The 19,973-nt window shown below is 31.3% G+C and carries 15 protein-coding genes; 6 read left to right on the top strand and 9 right to left on the bottom strand.

The annotated features are described in order from the left end of the window. Nucleotides 1–362: 362 nt before the first annotated feature. The 3 genes from Q0975_RS12175 to Q0975_RS12165 all read left to right on the top strand — a co-directional run bounded on the left by Q0975_RS12175 (nucleotide 363) and on the right by Q0975_RS12165 (nucleotide 4,687). Complete coding sequence (locus Q0975_RS12175; protein ID WP_299436982.1) at nucleotides 363–563, top strand: hypothetical protein; 201 nt, start codon at nucleotides 363–365, stop codon at nucleotides 561–563. 57 nt (nucleotides 564–620) lie between these two features. Continuing rightward, on the top strand, nucleotides 621–1,256 hold the full coding sequence (locus Q0975_RS12170) for a hypothetical protein (RefSeq protein ID WP_299436981.1): 636 nt from the start codon (nucleotides 621–623) through the stop codon (nucleotides 1,254–1,256). Between the two features lie 446 nt (nucleotides 1,257–1,702). Further along, nucleotides 1,703–4,687 carry a M16 family metallopeptidase gene (locus Q0975_RS12165; RefSeq protein WP_299436979.1) on the top strand — a complete coding sequence of 995 codons (2,985 nt, stop codon included), beginning with the start codon at nucleotides 1,703–1,705 and terminating at the stop codon, nucleotides 4,685–4,687. A gap of 586 nt (nucleotides 4,688–5,273) precedes the next feature. Here Q0975_RS12165 and Q0975_RS12160 read toward each other — a convergent pair. From Q0975_RS12160 to Q0975_RS12145, 4 genes are all read right to left on the bottom strand, one after another. Continuing rightward, nucleotides 5,274–6,971, bottom strand: coding sequence for a sodium:solute symporter (locus Q0975_RS12160; protein WP_299436977.1), 1,698 nt, complete (start codon nucleotides 6,969–6,971; stop codon nucleotides 5,274–5,276). Nucleotides 6,972–7,155: 184 nt separating this feature from the next. Then, the gene (locus Q0975_RS12155) at nucleotides 7,156–9,654 is read right to left on the bottom strand and encodes a PIG-L family deacetylase (RefSeq protein ID WP_299436976.1); all 2,499 of its coding nucleotides are present in this window, start codon (nucleotides 9,652–9,654) and stop codon (nucleotides 7,156–7,158) included. An 89-nt stretch (nucleotides 9,655–9,743) separates the two neighbouring features. After that, nucleotides 9,744–11,045 carry a hypothetical protein gene (locus tag Q0975_RS12150; protein WP_299436974.1) on the bottom strand — a complete coding sequence of 434 codons (1,302 nt, stop codon included), beginning with the start codon at nucleotides 11,043–11,045 and terminating at the stop codon, nucleotides 9,744–9,746. Between the two features lie 117 nt (nucleotides 11,046–11,162). Further along, nucleotides 11,163–11,372 carry a helix-turn-helix domain-containing protein gene (locus Q0975_RS12145; protein WP_299436972.1) on the bottom strand — a complete coding sequence of 70 codons (210 nt, stop codon included), beginning with the start codon at nucleotides 11,370–11,372 and terminating at the stop codon, nucleotides 11,163–11,165. 112 nt (nucleotides 11,373–11,484) lie between these two features. Here Q0975_RS12145 and Q0975_RS12140 point away from each other — a divergent pair, with 112 nt between their 5' ends. Then, complete coding sequence (locus Q0975_RS12140) at nucleotides 11,485–11,844, top strand: hypothetical protein (protein ID WP_299436970.1); 360 nt, start codon at nucleotides 11,485–11,487, stop codon at nucleotides 11,842–11,844. 101 nt (nucleotides 11,845–11,945) lie between these two features. Here Q0975_RS12140 and Q0975_RS12135 read toward each other — a convergent pair whose 3' ends face one another. Continuing rightward, nucleotides 11,946–14,117, bottom strand: coding sequence for a DNA mismatch repair protein MutS (locus tag Q0975_RS12135; RefSeq protein ID WP_299436968.1), 2,172 nt, complete (start codon nucleotides 14,115–14,117; stop codon nucleotides 11,946–11,948). A gap of 145 nt (nucleotides 14,118–14,262) precedes the next feature. Here Q0975_RS12135 and Q0975_RS12130 point away from each other — a divergent pair, with 145 nt between their 5' ends. Continuing rightward, a complete protein-coding gene (locus tag Q0975_RS12130) occupies nucleotides 14,263–14,928 on the top strand; it encodes a uracil-DNA glycosylase (RefSeq protein ID WP_299436966.1) in 666 nt (221 codons plus the stop codon). 5 nt (nucleotides 14,929–14,933) lie between these two features. Here the strand turns inward: Q0975_RS12130 and Q0975_RS12125 are convergent, their stop codons facing one another. The 3 genes from Q0975_RS12125 to Q0975_RS12115 form a co-directional block, all read right to left on the bottom strand. Then, complete coding sequence (locus Q0975_RS12125) at nucleotides 14,934–15,107, bottom strand: hypothetical protein (protein ID WP_299436964.1); 174 nt, start codon at nucleotides 15,105–15,107, stop codon at nucleotides 14,934–14,936. A gap of 1,000 nt (nucleotides 15,108–16,107) precedes the next feature. Then, entirely contained in the window at nucleotides 16,108–16,698 is a 591-nt protein-coding gene (locus Q0975_RS12120; protein ID WP_299436962.1) for a hypothetical protein, read from the bottom strand. Nucleotides 16,699–16,752: 54 nt separating this feature from the next. Next, a complete protein-coding gene (locus Q0975_RS12115; RefSeq protein ID WP_299436960.1) occupies nucleotides 16,753–17,604 on the bottom strand; it encodes a substrate-binding domain-containing protein in 852 nt (283 codons plus the stop codon). A 156-nt stretch (nucleotides 17,605–17,760) separates the two neighbouring features. Here Q0975_RS12115 and Q0975_RS12110 point away from each other — a divergent pair, with 156 nt between their 5' ends. Next, nucleotides 17,761–17,907, top strand: coding sequence for a hypothetical protein (locus tag Q0975_RS12110; RefSeq protein ID WP_158597073.1), 147 nt, complete (start codon nucleotides 17,761–17,763; stop codon nucleotides 17,905–17,907). Here Q0975_RS12110 and ppk1 read toward each other — a convergent pair. After that, on the bottom strand, nucleotides 17,896–19,965 hold the full coding sequence (gene ppk1, locus Q0975_RS12105; protein WP_299436958.1) for a polyphosphate kinase 1: 2,070 nt from the start codon (nucleotides 19,963–19,965) through the stop codon (nucleotides 17,896–17,898). The genes Q0975_RS12110 and ppk1 overlap by 12 nt on opposite strands. Nucleotides 19,966–19,973 lie beyond the last annotated feature (8 nt).

Genomic DNA, 19,973 nt, shown 5'->3' with positions numbered 1-19,973 from the left:
CACGCTGGTGCTAGTTTGTAACTAGTACCGGTATGAGTAAGAAATAAAACATTTAAGAAATTACTCTGCTGCTCGAAGTTTATAACTTCGAAGCACATTGATTATAAAAACAAATAATAATAAAAAGCTCTTACAGAAATGTAAGAGCTTTTTGCTTTGATTATTAGTTTAATACTTTTTTAACAATAAAACCTAATTTTCTTGGGTAACAGAATCCTAATTATGGTAACAGGGCAGTATAATTAGTAAAAGGGATTCATTTTCTTTTTTCTGGTTATAAAACATTCTTTCGCGAAGAATAGACATAAGCTATGAGTGTCATTAAATGATCATAGTATTCATCATAATTTTAAATTTTAATCATGTTAAAAAACATTTCAAACTTAGGAAAGAGGCTAAATAAAAACGAGCAGAAATCAATTAAAGGAGGGTTATTACATGCTCCTTCAGAAGATGAACATATGTGTTTTTACAATGTAACGGTTGTTGATCCCGGTAGTGGTCTAGTAATCGGGTTAACACCTTGTAATTCACAAATTCATTCATTTTGCTGTGAAGAGTAATTCACGTTAAATTTCAGAAAAAAATAAAATAAAACTTAATTAAAAATACTTAATAAAATGAAAAAATTAAATCTCAATATACTTCAAAAATCAATCTTAGTATTCTGCCTATCAATATTTGTTATTAGCTGTTCTAAAGACGATAGTATTGAAACACAAGCATTAGAAAATGTATCGCTAGAAAAACGCAATTCTTCAGATTATAGTGTTTCATATGAGGATTATCATTTTTTGGTTAATGATAAAGGAGAGGCAGCAAAATATGAAGGAGGAAGATTCCAATATAATATGATTCCTTCAGAAGAATTCATGAATCAAATAACGTTTTCAGAACATAGAGGTATAAAAAGACTTGAACATGTTAAGACGGGAGAATTTATTGAAATAGTTAATCTTACAAAATCCGGTAGAGGATATACTTTTGATGTGATTACCAGTCTAGGGCATACGTTAAAAGGGATCAAATTAAGTACTAATAATAATCAAGTTGATGTTGCACAGAAATTTTGTTGGCCTTGTTTGATTCTACCGGTAGCTGGTATGATCGTAGAATTGTTAACCGATTCACCACAGGTTGAGTGTTCGAATGCTTTGAATCTATTAAACTGTCAAGCTCAAGGTCTTACCGGTTATATGAATTTCAATGAAGGAGGTCTTTTCTCAGGAGCTTCTTGTACAGTTTATTGTCAGTAAATAATAATTTTAAATATATAAATCATGTTAAAAAACATTTCAAATTTAGGAAAAACGTTAAGTAAAACAGAGCAAAAAACTATTAGTGGAGGAAAGCTTGAACAAGATCTTTGTTTACCAACTTGTGGGTTTATGACTTGTTTAAATAGTCATGGAAGGTGTGCTCATGCATCATTCGATGAATGGCAGGCTTGTAGCTGGAATGATATTATTAATTGTTAGTAATTAAATTATTGTAATAGTTTAAAACGGGAAGCTTATCAATAGCTTCCCGTTTTTTGTATTATGATTCATGCTACTATAGTTTAAGAGGTTAATTTGAGTTTTTAAGTACATCAAATCCAATTATTGGACTGTTTGTGTTAAAAAAATCACAAAAAACGTAACACACGTTAACATTTTGCGTTTAATAGAACATTAAACATACATTAACTTAAACTATTTAAATGAAATCATTAAAATTTCTCTTACTATTAGCTATAGCCGTAGTGCTTAGTAATTGTAAGGATTCATCTAATCAAGATGCGACTTCTGATGAAGAACTAAAAGTCGAACAGCATACTGATGCGGCTGGTTTTTCTTATGAAACTGTTGCAAATGATCCAACAGGATTACGTTTGTACACATTGGATAACGGTCTAAAAGTGTACTTAGGAAAAAATCAAGAAGAACCAAAAATTCAGACACTAATAGCTGTGCGTGCAGGATCTACATATGATCCAGCAGATAATACAGGTTTAGCTCATTATTTAGAGCATATGGTCTTTAAAGGAACCGATAAAATCGGAACTCAGGATTTTGAAAAAGAAAGCGTTTTTTTAAAACAAATTTCTGATTTATATGAATCTCACAAAGCAGAAACAGATTCTGTAAAGAAAAAAGAGATTTATAAGAAGATAGATGAGGTTTCTCTAGAAGCTTCTAAAGTTTCTATTGCTAACGAATATGATAAAATGGTGGGTTCATTAGGAGCAGAAGGAACCAATGCTTTTACATCTAATGAACAAACGGTATATGTAAATAAAATACCAGCTAATGAGTTAGATAAATGGTTAACCGTAGAAAGTGAGCGTTTTAGCAAATTAGTGTTACGTTTATTTCATACGGAATTAGAAGCTGTATATGAAGAATTTAATAGAGGACAAGATAATGATGGACGTAAGCAGTATTTTGCTGTTTTAGAAGGTTTGTATCCAACACATCCATACGGAACTCAATCTACAATCGGAATATCAGAGCATCTTAAAAACCCTTCTATGGAAGCAATCCATGGATATTTTAATAAATATTATGTACCTAATAACATGGCAGTAATATTAGTAGGTGATCTTGATTTTGATGCTACAATAAAGAAGGTGAATGCTTCTTTTGGAGGATATGAAAAGAAAGAAGTTACGCATCCTACATTCCCAGAAATGGCTCCACTTACAGCTTCTGTTAAAAAAGAAGTATACGGACCTACAGCAGAATCTATTTATGTAGCGTTTAGAACAGAAGGAAAAGGAACAGATCAAGAAGTAATGGTTACTTTGATTGATTATATGCTTGCAAATTCTCAAGCTGGATTAATTGATTTAAATCTAAACCAAAAGCAATTAGTACAGAATGCATCTTCATTTACTAATTTTGATAATGATTATGGATTCCATTTACTATATGGTTCTCCTAAAGAGGATCAGACCTTAGATGAGGTTAAAGAGTTACTACTGGCACAAATTGAAAAAATCAAAAAAGGAGAATTCGAAGATTGGTTATTAGATGCTGTAATTAATGATTTACGTTTATCTAGAATCAGACAGTATGAAAATGCCTCTTCTACAGCATACGCATATTTAGATGCTTTTATCGGTTTCCAAGATTGGAAAAATAGACTGGTGATGCTAGATGAAATGAAAGAGATTACTAAGGAGCAGGTAGTAGCATTTGCAAATAATGTATATGGTAATAATTATGTAGAAGTGCATAAGATAAAAGGAGAAGATAAGAGTATTGTAAAGGTGGAAAACCCAGGTATTACACCTATCGAATTAAACAGAGGTAAAGAATCAACATTCTTACAAGAGTTTAATAAAACAAAAGCTCCAGCGTTAACTCCTCAATATGTAGATTATAAAGCTGCAATCAAAGAGAGTAAAACTAGTAATGGTTTAGCAGTATCTTATATAGAAAATCCAAATAATGATTTGTTTAACCTTAATATCATTTTTGATATGGGACAAGATCATGACCGTAAGGTATCACTTGCCGCTGGATATTTAGATTATTTAGGAACTGATAAATATACTCCAGAGCAGCTTAAGCAAGAGTTTTATAAATTAGGAATTAGCTATTATGTGAATTCTGCTAATGATAAGACGTATGTAGGTATTTCTGGATTAAAAGAAAACCTAGATGGTGGATTAGCATTATTAGAGCACTTATGGAACAATGCTGTGCCTAATCAAGAGACGTATAATAAATATGTAGATAAAATATTGAAAGGACGTAAGGACGGAAAAACTCAGAAGGGTAATATTTTCTGGAATGGTCTTATGAATTATGGTAAATATGGAGAGAATTCTCGTTTACGTAATATTTATACTGCATCAGAATTACAAGCTGTTAATCCACAGGATTTAGTAGATAAAGTAAAAGAATTACGTAATTTCAAACAACGTATTTTCTATTATGGTAAAGATCTAGATGCAGCAATTGCTTCTTTAGATAAAAATCATATCGTAGCATCTGAATTAGTAGATTATCCGGAGAAAACAACATATGTAGAAAAAGAAACTGGTGGTAATGTGTACTTTGTGGATTATGATATGGTACAGAGTGAAATGTTATTATTAGCAAAAGGAGCAGAGTTTGATCCTAAGAAAATGGCAGCTTCTAGATTATTTAACACTTATTTTGGTAGTGGATTATCTTCTATTGTATTCCAGGAAATACGTGAATCTAAATCTTTAGCATACTCGGCATTTTCTAGCTATAGTCAAGCTAGAGAAGCTGGAGAATCAGATTATGTAATGGCGTATGTAGGAACACAAGCTAATAAAATGCCACAAGCTGTTGATGCGATGATGGAGCTGATGACAGACATGCCTGAGGCAGAAGAGCAATTTAATCAAGCAAAAGAAGCTACCCTTAAAAAGATAGCTGCGCAACGTATTACAAAATCTAATATCTTCTGGACATACGAGAGTCTTAAGAAAAGAGGGATAGATAATGATAATCGTGAGGAGATGTATAATACTATTAAAAATATGACGCTTGCTGATCTTAAATCATTTTTTAATGATAACATTAGTGGAGAAAATTATAATGTATTGGTGATTGGTAATAAAAAGGATGTTAATATGAAGGCGTTATCTAAGTTAGGTGATGTTAAAGAAATGGATATCGACCACCTATTTAATTACGAAAAAGACAAAAAGGATATTAAATTGTAATTGGTCAATATTATATAATATTGATATTTAAAAATGATTCGGGAAGCCATTTAAATAGCTTCCCGTTTTTTTTGTTATAAACCATGATTTGATTTAGGAAACCTTATGTTAAACAAAGAAGTTTTCATTTAACGACAAGATTCAGTATAAACTTAGTCGAGAAGCAATCACCTTTGATTTACAGTACATTTCAACTTTGCTCAATATGACTGAATAGTAAATATTGTAGTTTTCAGACAGCCTCATTTTTTATTCTAAACGTGAGTTCCACCTAAGTCAAAATGTTTGAAAAACGTCAATTCGAGTGGTTTTTCAGAATGAAATGGAGAAAAATTGTATCGAGAATAGCTTTTTTGGATAGAAAATGACTATTCTCGATACAATCTTCCTTCGTCAGATCACTCGAATTGACGTGATTTTCTTACGTCGGATTTAAGTTCGTTTTTGGAAAATCTATGTCAGTCAGAGAATTTTCTTCCATAATCCCTAATATTTCGACTCAACTTAATACAAACTTTATCAAAAGGTTACTCTAAAACTCATTAAAGGAATTAAAGCAACTAAAAGTTATATGATACTTAGGTTATTATATAGTATCAAGTTTTGTCTTATTGGTTGGTAGGAATACTTGCAGCAAAATAGCTAGAAACATTACGATTCCACACCCTAGCGCATTAAGCCAAAGGAAAGGTAACCAGTCTTGCCACCAAACATAAATAATGATTGCTTGTGTGATAATTGCAGCAGTAAAAACTGCATTACTTTTCACAAATTTCACAAAGAAGGCTAGTAAAAATATACCAAGTACATTTCCATAAAATACAGAACCTATAATATTAACCAGTTGTATTAGATTGTCAAACAGGTTCGCAAAGCAGGCGACCAGAATCGCTAATAACCCCCAAATAAGTGTAAAAAACTTAGAAGCCGTAACATAATGTTTTTCACTTTTTTCTTCTCCTATATTACGTTTGTACAGATCAATTGCCGTTGTTGATGCCAGCGCATTTAACTCAGAAGCCGTAGATGACATAGCCGCGGATAATATTACAGCCAGTAATAGACCGATAAGCCCTCTTGGGAGATTGTTAAGTATAAAATGAATAAAAACATAATCTTTATCATTTGTTTCTACAACAGAATCTGCTTTTTTAATTAGTGTTTTAGCAGCTTCTCTAGTATTTTTTTCTGTTTGTTCTAATTCAATTATAACGTTTTTGGCCTCTAACTTTTGTTCGGTCCCTGTTTCTTTTAAAAATTTTTGGATAGAAATTTCTTTAGAATTTTGAATTTCAACAAGCTGATTCTCTAACTCTTTATACTCATCTGCATATTCAGAATTTTCTATGGCAATAGCTGCCGCAGGATTAAAGTTAAGAGGAGCAGCGTTAAATTGATAGAAAACGAATACCATAACTCCTACCAATAGTATGAAAAATTGCATAGGTATTTTTAGTAATCCATTAAATAATAATCCTAATTGACTTTCTTTAACTGATTTACCGGATAGATATCGTTGTACCTGACTTTGGTCAGTTCCAAAATAAGAAAGCATTAAAAATGTTCCTCCTAAAATACCAGTCCAAACCGTATATCTATTGCTAAGATCAAACGAAAAATCCAATACTTTCATTTTACCACTAGCACCAGCAATATCCAAAGCCTTAGAAAAAGTAACATCTTCTGGTAGGTAACCAATGATTAGAAAAAAGGCAATAAACATTCCCGTGAATATAATAGCCATTTGTTGTTTCTGAGTGACACTTACGGCTTTAGTTCCACCAGAAACAGTATAGACAATTACTAATACTCCTATAATGATATTTAAGGTGATAAGATCCCAACCTAATACAGCAGATAATATAATAGCAGGAGCAAAGATGGTGATACCAGCTCCTAATCCTCTCTGAATTAAAAAGAAAAAGGCAGTAATCGTACGTGTTTTTAAATCAAACCTGGTTTCTAAATATTCATACGCAGTATATACTTTTAATTTATGATATAGTGGAATAAACACCAGACATATAATGATCATCGCAATAGGTAGCCCAAAATAAAATTGAACAAACCCCATTCCACTATGAAATGCTTGTCCTGGAGTAGATAGAAAAGTAATTGCAGATGCCTGAGTAGCCATTACAGAAAGACCAATAGTCCACCATTTGGCTTCATTACCGCCACGAATATAATCCTGTACATTTTGACTACCTCTGGTTTTCCAAACACCGTATAATACAATAAACAATAAAGTTCCGGTAAGTACAATCCAATCTATAAGTTGCATATGATAGTTATCTGTTGTAAGTATAAAAGTTGTTATGAAATGTGAGTAACATATATCAGGACATTATGAAAAAGTAATTGTAATCCAATAGAAAAAAAATAAATATACTATGTTAGCAATTAAGATAATTGTATATAATTTTTTCCAGACTATTTTGGTACTTGAATCTTTCATAAGTAGTTGTTTATTTTCCTAAAGATAGCATATTTGCAAATAATCGATATGCCCCAGAAACTCCTGCAGGGAATTCTCTAAAGAAGCTTAGACCTGTGTATACGTAGTATCCTTTTCCGTATTTAGCGATCAATAGCGCACCTTTTTTCTCGGATTCACCTTTGTCATTTGCAGAAATGATTGGTATATATTCTTTAGACCATTCGTTAGGGAAATATAACCCACGTTCTTGAACCCAGCCTTCAAAATCTTTATTGGTGATTTTATTAGGAGTGTTCAATACAGGATGATCATTGGCTAACAACTTTATAGTCGCATTTTCATCAGTAACTCGATCTCTGGATAATTTTAATGGATAGGGGCCTAGATCTTCTTTTACTTTTAGACGATGACTGGTGTTATATTGAATGATAAGATTTCCTCCATTTTTCACATACTCCAAAAGATGTTTTTGTTTGAATTTTAATGCTTCTACTGTATTGTAAGCTCGTATCCCAACAACTATAGCATCAAAAGGTTGCAATGTCTTTTCAGAAATGGATTCTGGGGCAATCGTTGTTACCTGATATCCAATTTGTTGTAAGCTTTCGGGAACTACGTCTCCTGCACCTTCAATATATCCTATATTCTGACCTTTCTTGTTGATATCCAATCGAACCACCTTGGTTTCAGAAGGCAACACTACAGTCTGAAATGGTATATGTTCATAGTCAATCGTTACTACCTCATCAGAGTATGTTTTTTCTTGAAATTTTATTTCAGGCGAAATGTATCCTTCACTTTGATTTTGAGGAGCGGTAAGTGTAAAAACAACTGTTTTTTCTTCACCTTTTTGAGTTAAATTGAAATTAATCGTTTCTGGAGAAACTTTCCAACCTTCAGGGTGTTTGAGAGAAACGGTTCCATTTGTATTAGGTTCTGCCGATTTTATAATAACAGGAATCTGTTTAGCAGGACCATTTGCATAAATGATCACTTTATCCTTTATACTAGCAGAAATAGCAGGTATTACCTCAAAAGGTTTATATACTTCACCTTTTACAGGATCATTAGTTTTGTAAACAACATCTTTTTGGTAAGGAATAATGGCTCCGTTTATTTCTAGATAGAATATAGCTTCAGTTTGATGTTTAGTTTCTGGTGTACCTATCAGTTTTCTATCCGTAACATTATACATTCCTAGTGTTCCCTTACTATTTAACCAATATGGGGTCGTGTATTGTATATTCGAAACTATTTTTCCTTTCAGTTCATAATTTTTTCTATTGTTATTTTCAAGAATCGTTTCCGGGTTTTCTGAAATTCCAACTGTCAAAATATCAATTGATTTTAGGCGGATAACTACATTACTTCGATTGATAGCTTCAACTTTAACGGTTACCTCACTATTCTCAGTAGTATAAGATTCTGTAGCTACAGCTTCTAAATAGAGCCCCGTAGTTGCAGTAATAATATCTTTTATTTCTTCAGTTTTTATTGTTTTCCAATGAGGATCTTCTAGCTGTTGGATTAATTGATACGCTTTTATTAACTGGTTAACAGAAGCAGCAGGGTTTCTAAAGTCAAAATTTTTCTCTACTTGATATAAGATATCACCAATAGCTTTTCCTCCTTTAACCCGATTCCATGAAGTATCAATTCCTTCAAAAATGTTGGTTTTGTCTTTAGGTAGCTCTCCTTTGATTAACTCAATATATTCTGTCTGTGATCCTCGTGTTCCTGTACTTCCAAAACCTTGTGATTTATGTTGACTACGACTTAGGGAAGCTATTTCTGTATTAGAAAGTCCTAAATCTGGATAGTAAACACCTGTATCAAAGTTTAGAAGATTAGATTTGTCGGCTTTTTCAAAGTTTTCTCTACTTCCGTAAAACCACCATGAAGTATTAAAGAACAACCTTTTGGGTTGCCATGTTTTTACATATTGTAATTGTTCTGGATATATGTTTTTATCAGCTACCATATCAAAAGCCTCTACACTAAGCATTGCAGAAGATGTATGATGACCATGAGTGCTTCCTGGAGTTCTATGATTAAAGCGATTTACAATAACATCTGGTTGAAACTTTCTGATTGCCCAAACTACGTCGCTTAAAACTTCTTTTTTGTCCCAAATTGCTAAAGTTTCATCAGGATGTTTGGAGTACCCGAAATCATTCGCACGAGTGAACATTTGTTCCCCACCATCTGTATTACGAGCAGCTAATAGCTCTTGTGTTCTTATTACACCAAGTAATTCTCTTATTTCTGGTCCTACTAAATTTTGACCTCCATCACCACGAGTAAGAGATAGATATGCAGTTCTTGCCTTTACTTGATTAGACATATAGGAAATTAACCTTGTGTTTTCATCATCTGGATGTGCTGCAACATATAAAACAGAACCTAAAAAGTTCAGTTTTTTGATTGCTTCATGAATTTCTACAGAATTTGGTTTCTTAGGTTGTTGTGCTTCAGCTATGTGTAAAAACACAATACTGAAAGTTATTACAAAAAGTAATTTTCGCATAATATGGGTTTAATACTAATTTCGAGTGATTCGTCAAATATAAAAAGATAAAATTCTCAGTATTTAGGTTTAAGGATACTTTAACAGGACTATCTGGATCTATAGATTAACCCAATTAATGAGCCTAAAAGAACTGTGATTGCTATAGTTGGTTTTGGTCCAAAAGCAACCAAACCTATAAGTAAACCTGTGACTCCTCCTAATGCACTGGCAATAAAACGTCCGCTATTTTTCTTTTTATTAATAACATAAATCATAGCAATAGAAAGGGTCATTCTAAGTGCTGCTCCCACAATAGTAATATCAACAACACTTTTCCAGAATAGCGCAGTAACATAAGCTATAATAACTGTTATCACGGTTGCATACCGCAAAGACCTTACTTTTTGATCTTCTTTCGATTTATAAACTAGGTGAGAGGATACCGCAAAAATAGAAGTATCCGCTGTACTCATTAAACCAGCAAAGAAAAGAACCAGTAGTATAGGGATCCAAGACTCACTGACTAAGTTTTGCATAGCAAATACAAACACAGTATCGGGATCTAAATTAGTATTTTGATTATAGACATATAAACCAATAAGTAATAACAAAAAAGCAATAAATAACACCGGAATTATAGCAAAACCCATTCCTCTTTTTAATGATTTTACATCTTTTGCGGCATAACAAAGTTGGTATCTGTCTGCTAAACCAAAAACGGATAATCCTCCATATAAAACCAGTCCTATGATACTACCAAGTTGTACATTTTTACCTGTTGAAGTTTCTAAAATAGTATCAAATTCTCTTATGTCAAGCATTCCGAAAATTAAAATACATAAGAAACCAATGATTATAATAGCTTGAATAATATCAGTGATGATTACTGCTTTAAAACCGGAGAATAAAACGTAAATTAACACCACAGAGGCTGTAATAAGCAATGCAATATCGTATGAAAATAGATCAAAAAAGGCGATCACTTTAGCACCTCCTGCTAAGGATAGAAGTACCCAAAAAAACTGAACAACAATAGTAATTCCATTAGTAATTAGGGAGGTGGTTTTATTTCCTGTAACGAATGCAGGTAAATCACCTTGTGTGTAAAAATTACCTTGTAATGATAAATTTTTGATTCTTGGAGCTGCCCAAAAAGCAAATAAAAGATAACCAATTACAGAGCCGATAGACATTGCAAAAAGTCCCCAACCGAACTTATAAGCATAGCCTGTGTATGTAATCAATGTACTTACACCAATTGCACCTGCAAATTTAGAAAATAGAATTGTCCAACTATTACGATTTCTTCCTCCAATTAAAAAATCCTCTTTACTAGAAGATCTAGAGATATATACGGATAAACCAATAATTAAAACTATATAAATAGACAAGTATAAGTAAATCTGCATATAAAATGATTTAGTGAGCATCAAAAATAATTAAAACCTTTTATTATAATGCTTTTTACTTTTAGTTGTTGTCGTTAAAGTAAAACTAGGAGTAGTGAAGGAAGTTTTTTTTGACTATTATTTCTTTTTATAATCCACAATATCAGTAATTTCTACACCCATATAATCCGCGATTCTCTGTAATCGTTCAAAATCCTTTGCTAGATTTTTTCTCTTTACTACATAATCTCCCGCCTGAGGGCTAATGCCTAATGCTTTAGAAATACCATATACAGTTTTAGCTCCTTTACTTTTTTTGAGTAGTCTTTTTAATTTCCTGTTAATCATTGTATTTCCGTATTACAAGAATTAAATATACAAATAAATTTTTATTAAAAAAATATTTGTATAATCAAATATTAATTGTATATTCGAATCATACAAATCAACACCACTAAAAATGAAACTCTTATTAGCAATCGCGATGTTTTGCGTAACATTTGGCAATGCCGCTTCTTTAACTACGAATCCAGTAAATGAGAAGGAAAAAAAGAAAAAAGAAAACAAGGAAGAGCGTATGGAGAACACCTTAGTCACAAGGAATTTTCATTCGATTAAGAAGTGGAGAATGACGGTAGAGTACACTAATGGAGATATTATTTCAAAGACTATTGAGATTGCTGAAGACAAGTCTTCTAGCGCTATGGAACTAGCGTTTGTAGAAGCAGAAAAATATATAAAGACCTTAAAAAAGGTAAAAAGTTATAACGTATCGCCGGTGTCTGGTAATTCTTTTGTATTGCTAGCAGGAGGGAAGTAATAATAATCGATTGAGCTTAACCTACTAAAAAGGCCACTAGTTAATTAAACTAGTGGCCTTATTGTTTATTTATTGAGTAGCGTTATGCTAGACTAAAGTATTTACTTTTTTCGTTCTACGAATTCTAACTGTTCGATTGTAACATTCGTGGTGAAAATTCCGTAATTGACTATAGCCTTTCCTTTTTCGATAGTATCTATTGTTCCTATTGATTTTCCATCAATCATTCGTACTCTGTCACCTATCTTGAGGATTACTTTTGGTTTTGCTTTTTCTAGCTTTTCCTCTTTTTTCTTTTCCTCTTTTTTCTTTTCTCTTATTACAGCTACCTTTTTCTCTACTTCTTTTACTATTTTTTCTTCTTTTACTTTTTTGGCTCTCCTTTGCTTAACGGTTTGTTTTTCTCTTTTAGAGTTTTCTACTTGTACAACCTTCATGAACTCATCAATAAGTTCTCTTTTCTTTTTATTGTGAAAGTATTTTTCACTTATTTCATTTAATTTTTGACCCAAATAGATCATACGTTGATTACTATCATATAATTCTTGATAGCTTTCTAACTTTAGTTGTAGTCGTTGATTGACCTTGTCTAATCGTTCTTTTTCTTCTTCGGCTTTTAGTTCCTTTGTTTTGAGAGAAGATGTTGTTTTTTGAAGCTTTGATCGTTCTTTTTGAAGGTCTGCAATACTCTTATCAAAACGAATTTTTCCTCGTTCTACTTTCTTTTTAGCTTTATTAATTAAGCTATATGGAATACCATTTTTTTGAGCCACTTCAAAAGTAAAGGAACTTCCGGCTTCTCCTAGATACAATTTAAATAATGGTTCCAAGGTTTTAGCATCAAAAAGCATATTCGCATTAGTCATATTTGGTAATTCATTAGCCAACATTTTTAGATTGGCATAATGGGTAGTGATTATACCATAAGACTCACGCTCATAAAAGACTTCTAAAAATGCTTCAGCTAATGCGCCTCCTAGTTCTGGGTCACTACCTGTACCAAACTCATCAATAAGGAATAAGGTTTTATTATTACATTTCCTGAGAAAGTAATTCATGTTTTTTAATCGATAACTATAAGTACTTAAGTGATTCTCTATAGATTGATTATCACCAATATCTGTAAGTATGCTATTGAATAAACACATTCTGCTATATTCATGAACAGGAATGAGCATACCACTTTGAAGCATAATCTGAAGTAGTCCTACAGTTTTTAATGTAATACTTTTTCCACCCGCATTAGGTCCAGAAATAACAATAATTCGATTGTTTTTATCTAATGAAATTGTTTGAGGGTGTGTCTTTTCTCCTTTTCCTTGATTATTTAAGTAAAGTAATGGATGATATGCATCTTTTATCGTTAATTCTCGATCCTCAGTTATTTTCGGTAATACTCCGTTTAATTTATGTGCATATTTCGACTTTGCAGCTACAATATCAATATCACTAAGGTATTCTTGATATTGTTCTAATAATTCCGAAAATGGTCTTATTCTATTGGTAAGATCTTTAAGTATTTTAACGATTTCTTCGCGCTCTTCATACTGTAGATTACTAAGCATTCTGCTATATTGTAATGTAGCTTCGGGTTCAATGTATACGATACTTCCTGTTTTAGAATTACCCATTATCGAACCTTTTACTTTACGACGATACATAGCTTTAACGGCTAGCACTCTTCGGTTGTCAACAACACTTTCTTTAATATCATCTAGATATCCTAAACTGTTATATCGGGTAAGATCTCTTCCAAAACTCCCATTTAATTTCCCTTGTATTTCATTGATTTCTTTTCTTAAGACACTAAGAGTAGGAGAGGCGTTATCTTTAATTTCACCAAACTTATCTACAACAGTTTCAATAAGATTGATAACTTCTTTAGTGAAAGTAACTTCAGTGGATGTCTGGTAGAGTATAGGATATAATTCTTTGAACTTTCTGAAAAAGCTTAATAAACCATTAGACGTTATACTAATAGAAGTTATCTTTTTAAGATTAAATGCTTCTAAGAAAGTGTTTTCAATGCCTAATAATTGTAATTCTTTATCAATACTATCAAATCCGTGATTTGGTATCTTAGAATCGTTTAGATAGGAGGATTTATATTCGAATACTTGTTGTAATGAAATATGTAAGTCTTCTTTCGTACTTAACGGAACGATTTGTAAAGCTTTCGTTTTTCCGTAGTCAGTATTACATAAATCAGCTACATGATCAAGTACTGTATTGAATTCTAAATCTTTAAGTGTTTTTTCGGAAATACGGATCATGCTGTTGTTCCTAATTATAGGAGATATTCTTTTTCTGTTAATTTCTTTATTATAAAACTCAATATGAGTTTACTTTTAAAAAAGTATTTGTTATAATTTTATAGCGAAGCAAATGTAAACAATTGCATATTTTTTTGATACTAACATGGATGTAAATATTGATAATAGCTGGAAAGAAAAACTTTCTGATGAGTTTGAAAAACCATATTTTAAAGAATTAACTGACTTTATTAAAGAAGAATATACGACTGAAACCTGTTTTCCTGAAAAAGCTGAAATTTTTGCTGCATTTGATTATTGTAGTTTTGATGATGTAAAAGTTGTTATAATAGGCCAGGATCCTTATCACGGAGTTGGTCAAGCTCATGGCTTGTGTTTTTCTGTGAATGATGAGATTGCAATACCTCCTTCATTAATTAATATTTTTAAAGAAATCGAGTCGGATGTAAATATTGCTTTTCCATCTACTGGTAATCTAGAGCGTTGGGCTAGGCAAGGAGTTTTACTTCTTAATGCTACATTAACAGTAAGGGCTCATAATGCCGGATCGCATCAAGGTAAAGGTTGGGAAAAGTTTACGGATGCTGTTATTCAAACTGTTTCTGCAAATAAAAACGACGTAGTCTTTCTATTATGGGGCGGTTTTGCCAAGAAAAAAGGACGTAAAATTGATAATAAGAAACATTGTATTCTAAACAGTGGACACCCATCGCCTTTAAGCGCCAATAGAGGATATTGGTTTGGAAACAAACATTTTAGTAAGACAAATGAATATCTTATCAAGACGAATCAATCACCAATTCAATGGTAGATTAACTACGCAGCTTTTGCAATTTCAGCTGTCTTGGTCTTATTAATAGTATCCTTGGTAGTTGTAGATTTAATTCTTTTTGCTTTGCTTTTATCAGCATCAACAGATTGAATACTAAATTTTAACAAAATAAAATTAAATGCTATTAGCCCTACCAGAATTAACAGAAACGTTACCATAATTGATTTGTTAGTTAACTATTAGATGCAAATACCTAAAAAAGGTTGCGTGCATATTCATAATTGGTTTATTGGGGTAGGCTCGGCAAATGTACAAAATTATTTAAATCTTTTTATACGGGAAATCAACAAGATATGTGATTTAAAGATATCTTAGAGATTTATCTTATTTAATTAATGATACAAAATAGATTTATTAAAAACTTGTAAATATGTCATGCTTTCCTTTAATATATAACGTTTATAGAATCCGAAACCCTACCTTTAGAATCGATATCCTAGTGATAAATTTGGGTGAACGAGTAATTCAGGACTATTTTTACTAAACAAATTGTAAGCAATCGCTATTCCAAAATCAATAAAAACACCATTTTTTAATACCTTTTTTATTTCCTATACCTATCCCTAAAGCCACGTCAGTAAAATCAACATCTTCTGATACAGGATTATTATTTCTAAAAGTATTTACCTTGCCGGAAGAAATCATTGTAAACCCTTGAAGATAAAATCTTCTTGCAAATCTTTTTTCAACATAGTATTTAATATTAGGAATGGCTAAGAAATTCGTTTTTGTTGTAATGTCAATATCCGAATTATCAACAGCATCCTAGTTACCATATGCCTTAAAAAAAACTTATGCCTATAGTTACATTTTTATTAAGTACCCTATCATAATTTATATTTATGCCTACGACAATCGCAAAATAATGTAGGTTTATGCTTAGATCATTATTTTTTTTTGAGTTTCACGTTTTGGTAGATTACTTGTTTTTTCCTGAGAAACCATAGTTTGCACAATTAATAAAACAAGAATTATAATTGAGTTTTTTTTTACAACACCATTTTATTGTCGTAAAAAATATAGCCTAAACTTATTTATCTATAGATTTTATACCTGTAAACATACTGGTTACTCAAATTGGATTAGTGTAATTTTGTTTGAGGTAAGTATATGAAGGTAATCATAGCAAAGTATGATTGATCATTTGGTTAGACAATTTTAAAATCTATATCCTAAATATAGATTTGGTCTTACTATAATTTCTGGACTTTTATCATTAAATAAATTTCGTCCAATACCAAAACCTATATCAAGAAAGAAACCGTTTCTGGTAACAAATTTACCACCTACAGCAAAACCTAAAGCAAAATCGGTGTATTCTTCTACGATATCTCCGGAACTAACAAAATTTCCTAGATCATCATAGACTACTACATAATTGTCATGATCGCCAGAAGATAACATTCCGAATGCTTCTACGTAAAAACCTCTAGCAATTCTATTGCCAAAGAAATACTTATAACGAGCTGTTACAGCCAATTCCTTATCAAAAATTCCATCTCTATCAATAACGTCATCATCATTATCGACATTATCACTAAATCTATAGAATACATCAAAACCTAGGGTAGTATTATTTGTTAAGATTCTTTCATATCCTATATCTAAAGCTCCAAAAGCAATTATATTGATAGGGCTTAAGCTAATTTCATTTTTATTAATATCTCTTGGCGGTAGATTGGATTGGTCTTGTGCTAAAGAAATTTGGAATGAGAATAAAATAATAATCGCTATTAATGTCTGTTTCATAATATATAAGTTGTTTTCCTATTAAGTAAGATGAGTAAACAAGAAAAAGGTTGCTTACATCTCAAAAATTAAATTTTTAGAATCAACTACCTTGCCAATTATGTCTAATTTATATAATTGATCTTGAACTTCACTTAATGTTTTATTATGAATTAAAGATTGACTCCATTCCGTGATCCTTAACCATTCTCTAATATCCTCTAATTGTTGTTCGTATCGATGGGAGAGTGTTTTATCTATACTTGGGATTTGTTTAAAATCACTGGTAGTAGTATTGATAGTTTCTAAAATGCTTTTTATTTGCTCGCTCTTAGTTTCTAAAATTTCTTCTCTTACCGCAATGACAAAGCACGGCCAAGGAGTGGGACAGTCTGCTACACGACGAAAAGTTTTATTATCTACTAATGGTTTGGTTGTAAAATGCTCCCACATAAAATAATCTGCATTCCCTTTTGTCAAAGCTTCTACAGCACCATCTAGATTTTTTATTACTTCAAATTTTAACGAAGTCGTATCCCAATTATTTTTTTGCGCATTTATATAAGCCATTAAATGAGATCCTGATCCATATCTACTTATAGCAGCCGAAGTATTCTCTAGATCACTTAAGGTGTTATATTTAGAATCATGCCCTACATGAATGCCCCATATTAATGGAGATTCTATATATGTTTGTACAATTTTAGAAGGATTACCAGCAATGATATCTTTTACAATTCCTTCTGTAAGTATAATGGCTATATCAATATCCTTGTTTCTAAGAGCTTCGCACATAGCTCCAGTTCCTCCAGGAAAATCTTTCCATTCTAGTTGTATGTTATTTTCAAGATAAGCACCTTCTTCAATTGTTAAGTGCCATGGTAAATTGAAGTGTTCGGGAACGCCTCCTATTTTTATAGTATGCATGCTATTATGGTATAAAATATATGATAATTGTGTATTTCGTCGATTATATTTGTTTTTTATCGTCAAATAAGAATTATTATCAGTACCTTTGAAATATTAATCTGATAATTACGACTATATTTGAAGTAATTAAAACCAAATAAAACAATATTTGCTATGAAAAAGAATTTTTTAAGAAATAAAAGTGCTCAAGTTAAAGTTGCTAAATTAAAAAACAACACGTTGGAAAACGGAATTGTGGTATTTATCGCTTTATTGTTAGCTACTAATTTTTTAATAAGTTTAAAAATATTATTTGGTTAGTATATTGATAGGAGCATGTATCTTTTTAAGATATTCTCTTATTTTATGTTGAGATTGTATGGACGGTTTATCGTCCATTTTCTTTTTGTAGCTATTAGTTTCATTTGCATCTTGGATTCTTGCCTTTACATTATCATTTAGTTGTATATCCAAAATTGTTTTTAACTCTTTTTTGCAATCTTTATCTAAAATGGGAACTAAAACTTCAATACGTTTATCTAAATTACGCGTCATCCAATCTGCGCTACCAATAAATATCTTTGAATCCCCATTATTATTGAAATGATATATTCTTCCGTGTTCTAGATACCTATCAAGAATACTAGTTATTTGGATGTTCTCACTAATGTCCTTTAAACCAGTAATTAAACAAGTAAAACCTCTTACTAATAGTTTGGTTTTAACACCAGCATTACTAGCATCATATAGTTTATTAATTATCTTTTTATCTTCTAGGCTATTTAATTTGGCTGTAATACCTGAAGTATTACCATTTTTTGAATTATAAATTTCTTTATCAATAAGTTTTTCAAATTGTATTCTTGTTGTAAAAGGAGATACCAATAAATTTTTGGGTTTAGGTAGTATCATTTTGCCGGATAACACTTCAAAAACTTCGGATAGTTCTTTAGTAATTAATTTATTCGCTGTAAATAAACCGTGATCACAATAAATTTTGGATGTTTTGGCATTAAAATTACCAGTACCGATATAAGCATAGGATACTTCTTTGTTATTTTCCTTTCGTTTGACAAGAAGTATTTTAGAATGTACTTTTATTTTTGGGTAACTATAAAAAACGGATGCTCCTTTTTCTTCAAAAATCTTCCCCCATTTTAAATTGTTCTTTTCATCAAAACGTGCTTTGGCTTCTACAAATACGGTAACTTTCTTACCATTTTCTAAAGCTTTTAATAAGGAGGAGGTAAGCTCAGATTCTTTTGCAACGCGATACAAGGATATTTTTATCTCTGTAGTTTTAGGATCTTCGGCTGCTTGATTAATAAAGTTTTGAACATAATTAAAAGACATATATGGAAAATGTACTAATTGATCTTTTTTAGAAATTACTTCAAAATAGTTGCTGTTTTGCTCAAATTCTTTGTGTTTTATTTCCGTTGCTTTGGGATAATGTAAAGAGGGATTATTTGTGGGGTCCGGAAAACTAAAGAAATCACTAAAATTGTGATACTTTCCACCCGGCATCATATCGATTTTGCCTAGTCCTAAGGACTTACGAATCTTACTTTTATATTCTTTAGGTAATGCAGCATCAAATAATAAACGAGTTGGTTGCCCATCATAACGTTGCGAGAGGGATTCTTTTATTTTTTCTGCCAAAACACCTTCAAACTCATCGTCTATATACAATTCTGCATCTCTTGATAATTTTATTTGAAAACACCCTTTTATTTTTTGACCATCAAAAATTTGATTTAAATTAAGTCGAACTATATCATCCAGAAAGGTAATATGCGTATTTTGACCATCAGAGGGAAAGCATACAAACCTTTCTAAAGTATCTGAAGGTATATTTACAATTCCAAATTGATCTTCTTTTTCAAATGTTAGTAAATAATATAGTTTATTGTTTTCAAGAAATGTAGAGTTTACTTTCGATAAATCAATAATTTCTGGATTAATTAAGGGTAGGATTTTAGAAATAAAATACTCGGTTGCATATTGATGTTGATCAAAATCATATTGATGTTGATCAATTAAATGGATATTATGTTTAGCAAGTTCTGGAATAAGGCTTTTAACGAATATACCACCAAATTTTCCCTGTTGAATTTTTACTTGCTTTAGTATTTCTTTAACCTGTTTATTGGGTTTTAAAGCAAGTTTTTTTCTTAGTTTTCTATCTATTCTTTTTATTTGTCGCAATCGAGAAACTCTTACTCTAAAATATTCATCTAAATTAGTAGAGAATATTGCTAAAAACTTTAACCTTTCATATAAAGGGTTTGATTCGTCTTCAGCTTCTTGCAAGACACGTTCATTGAAACTTAACCAATTTACGTCCCTATCATTATAGGGGTACTTTTTTAAATCCATATTTAAAG

The sequence above is a fragment of the uncultured Aquimarina sp. genome, from assembly GCF_947500065.1.
In the GTDB taxonomy this organism is placed as follows: domain Bacteria; phylum Bacteroidota; class Bacteroidia; order Flavobacteriales; family Flavobacteriaceae; genus Aquimarina.
The sequence above is the reverse complement of the archived record's forward strand: the minus strand, read 5'-3'. Positions and strand labels throughout refer to the sequence as shown.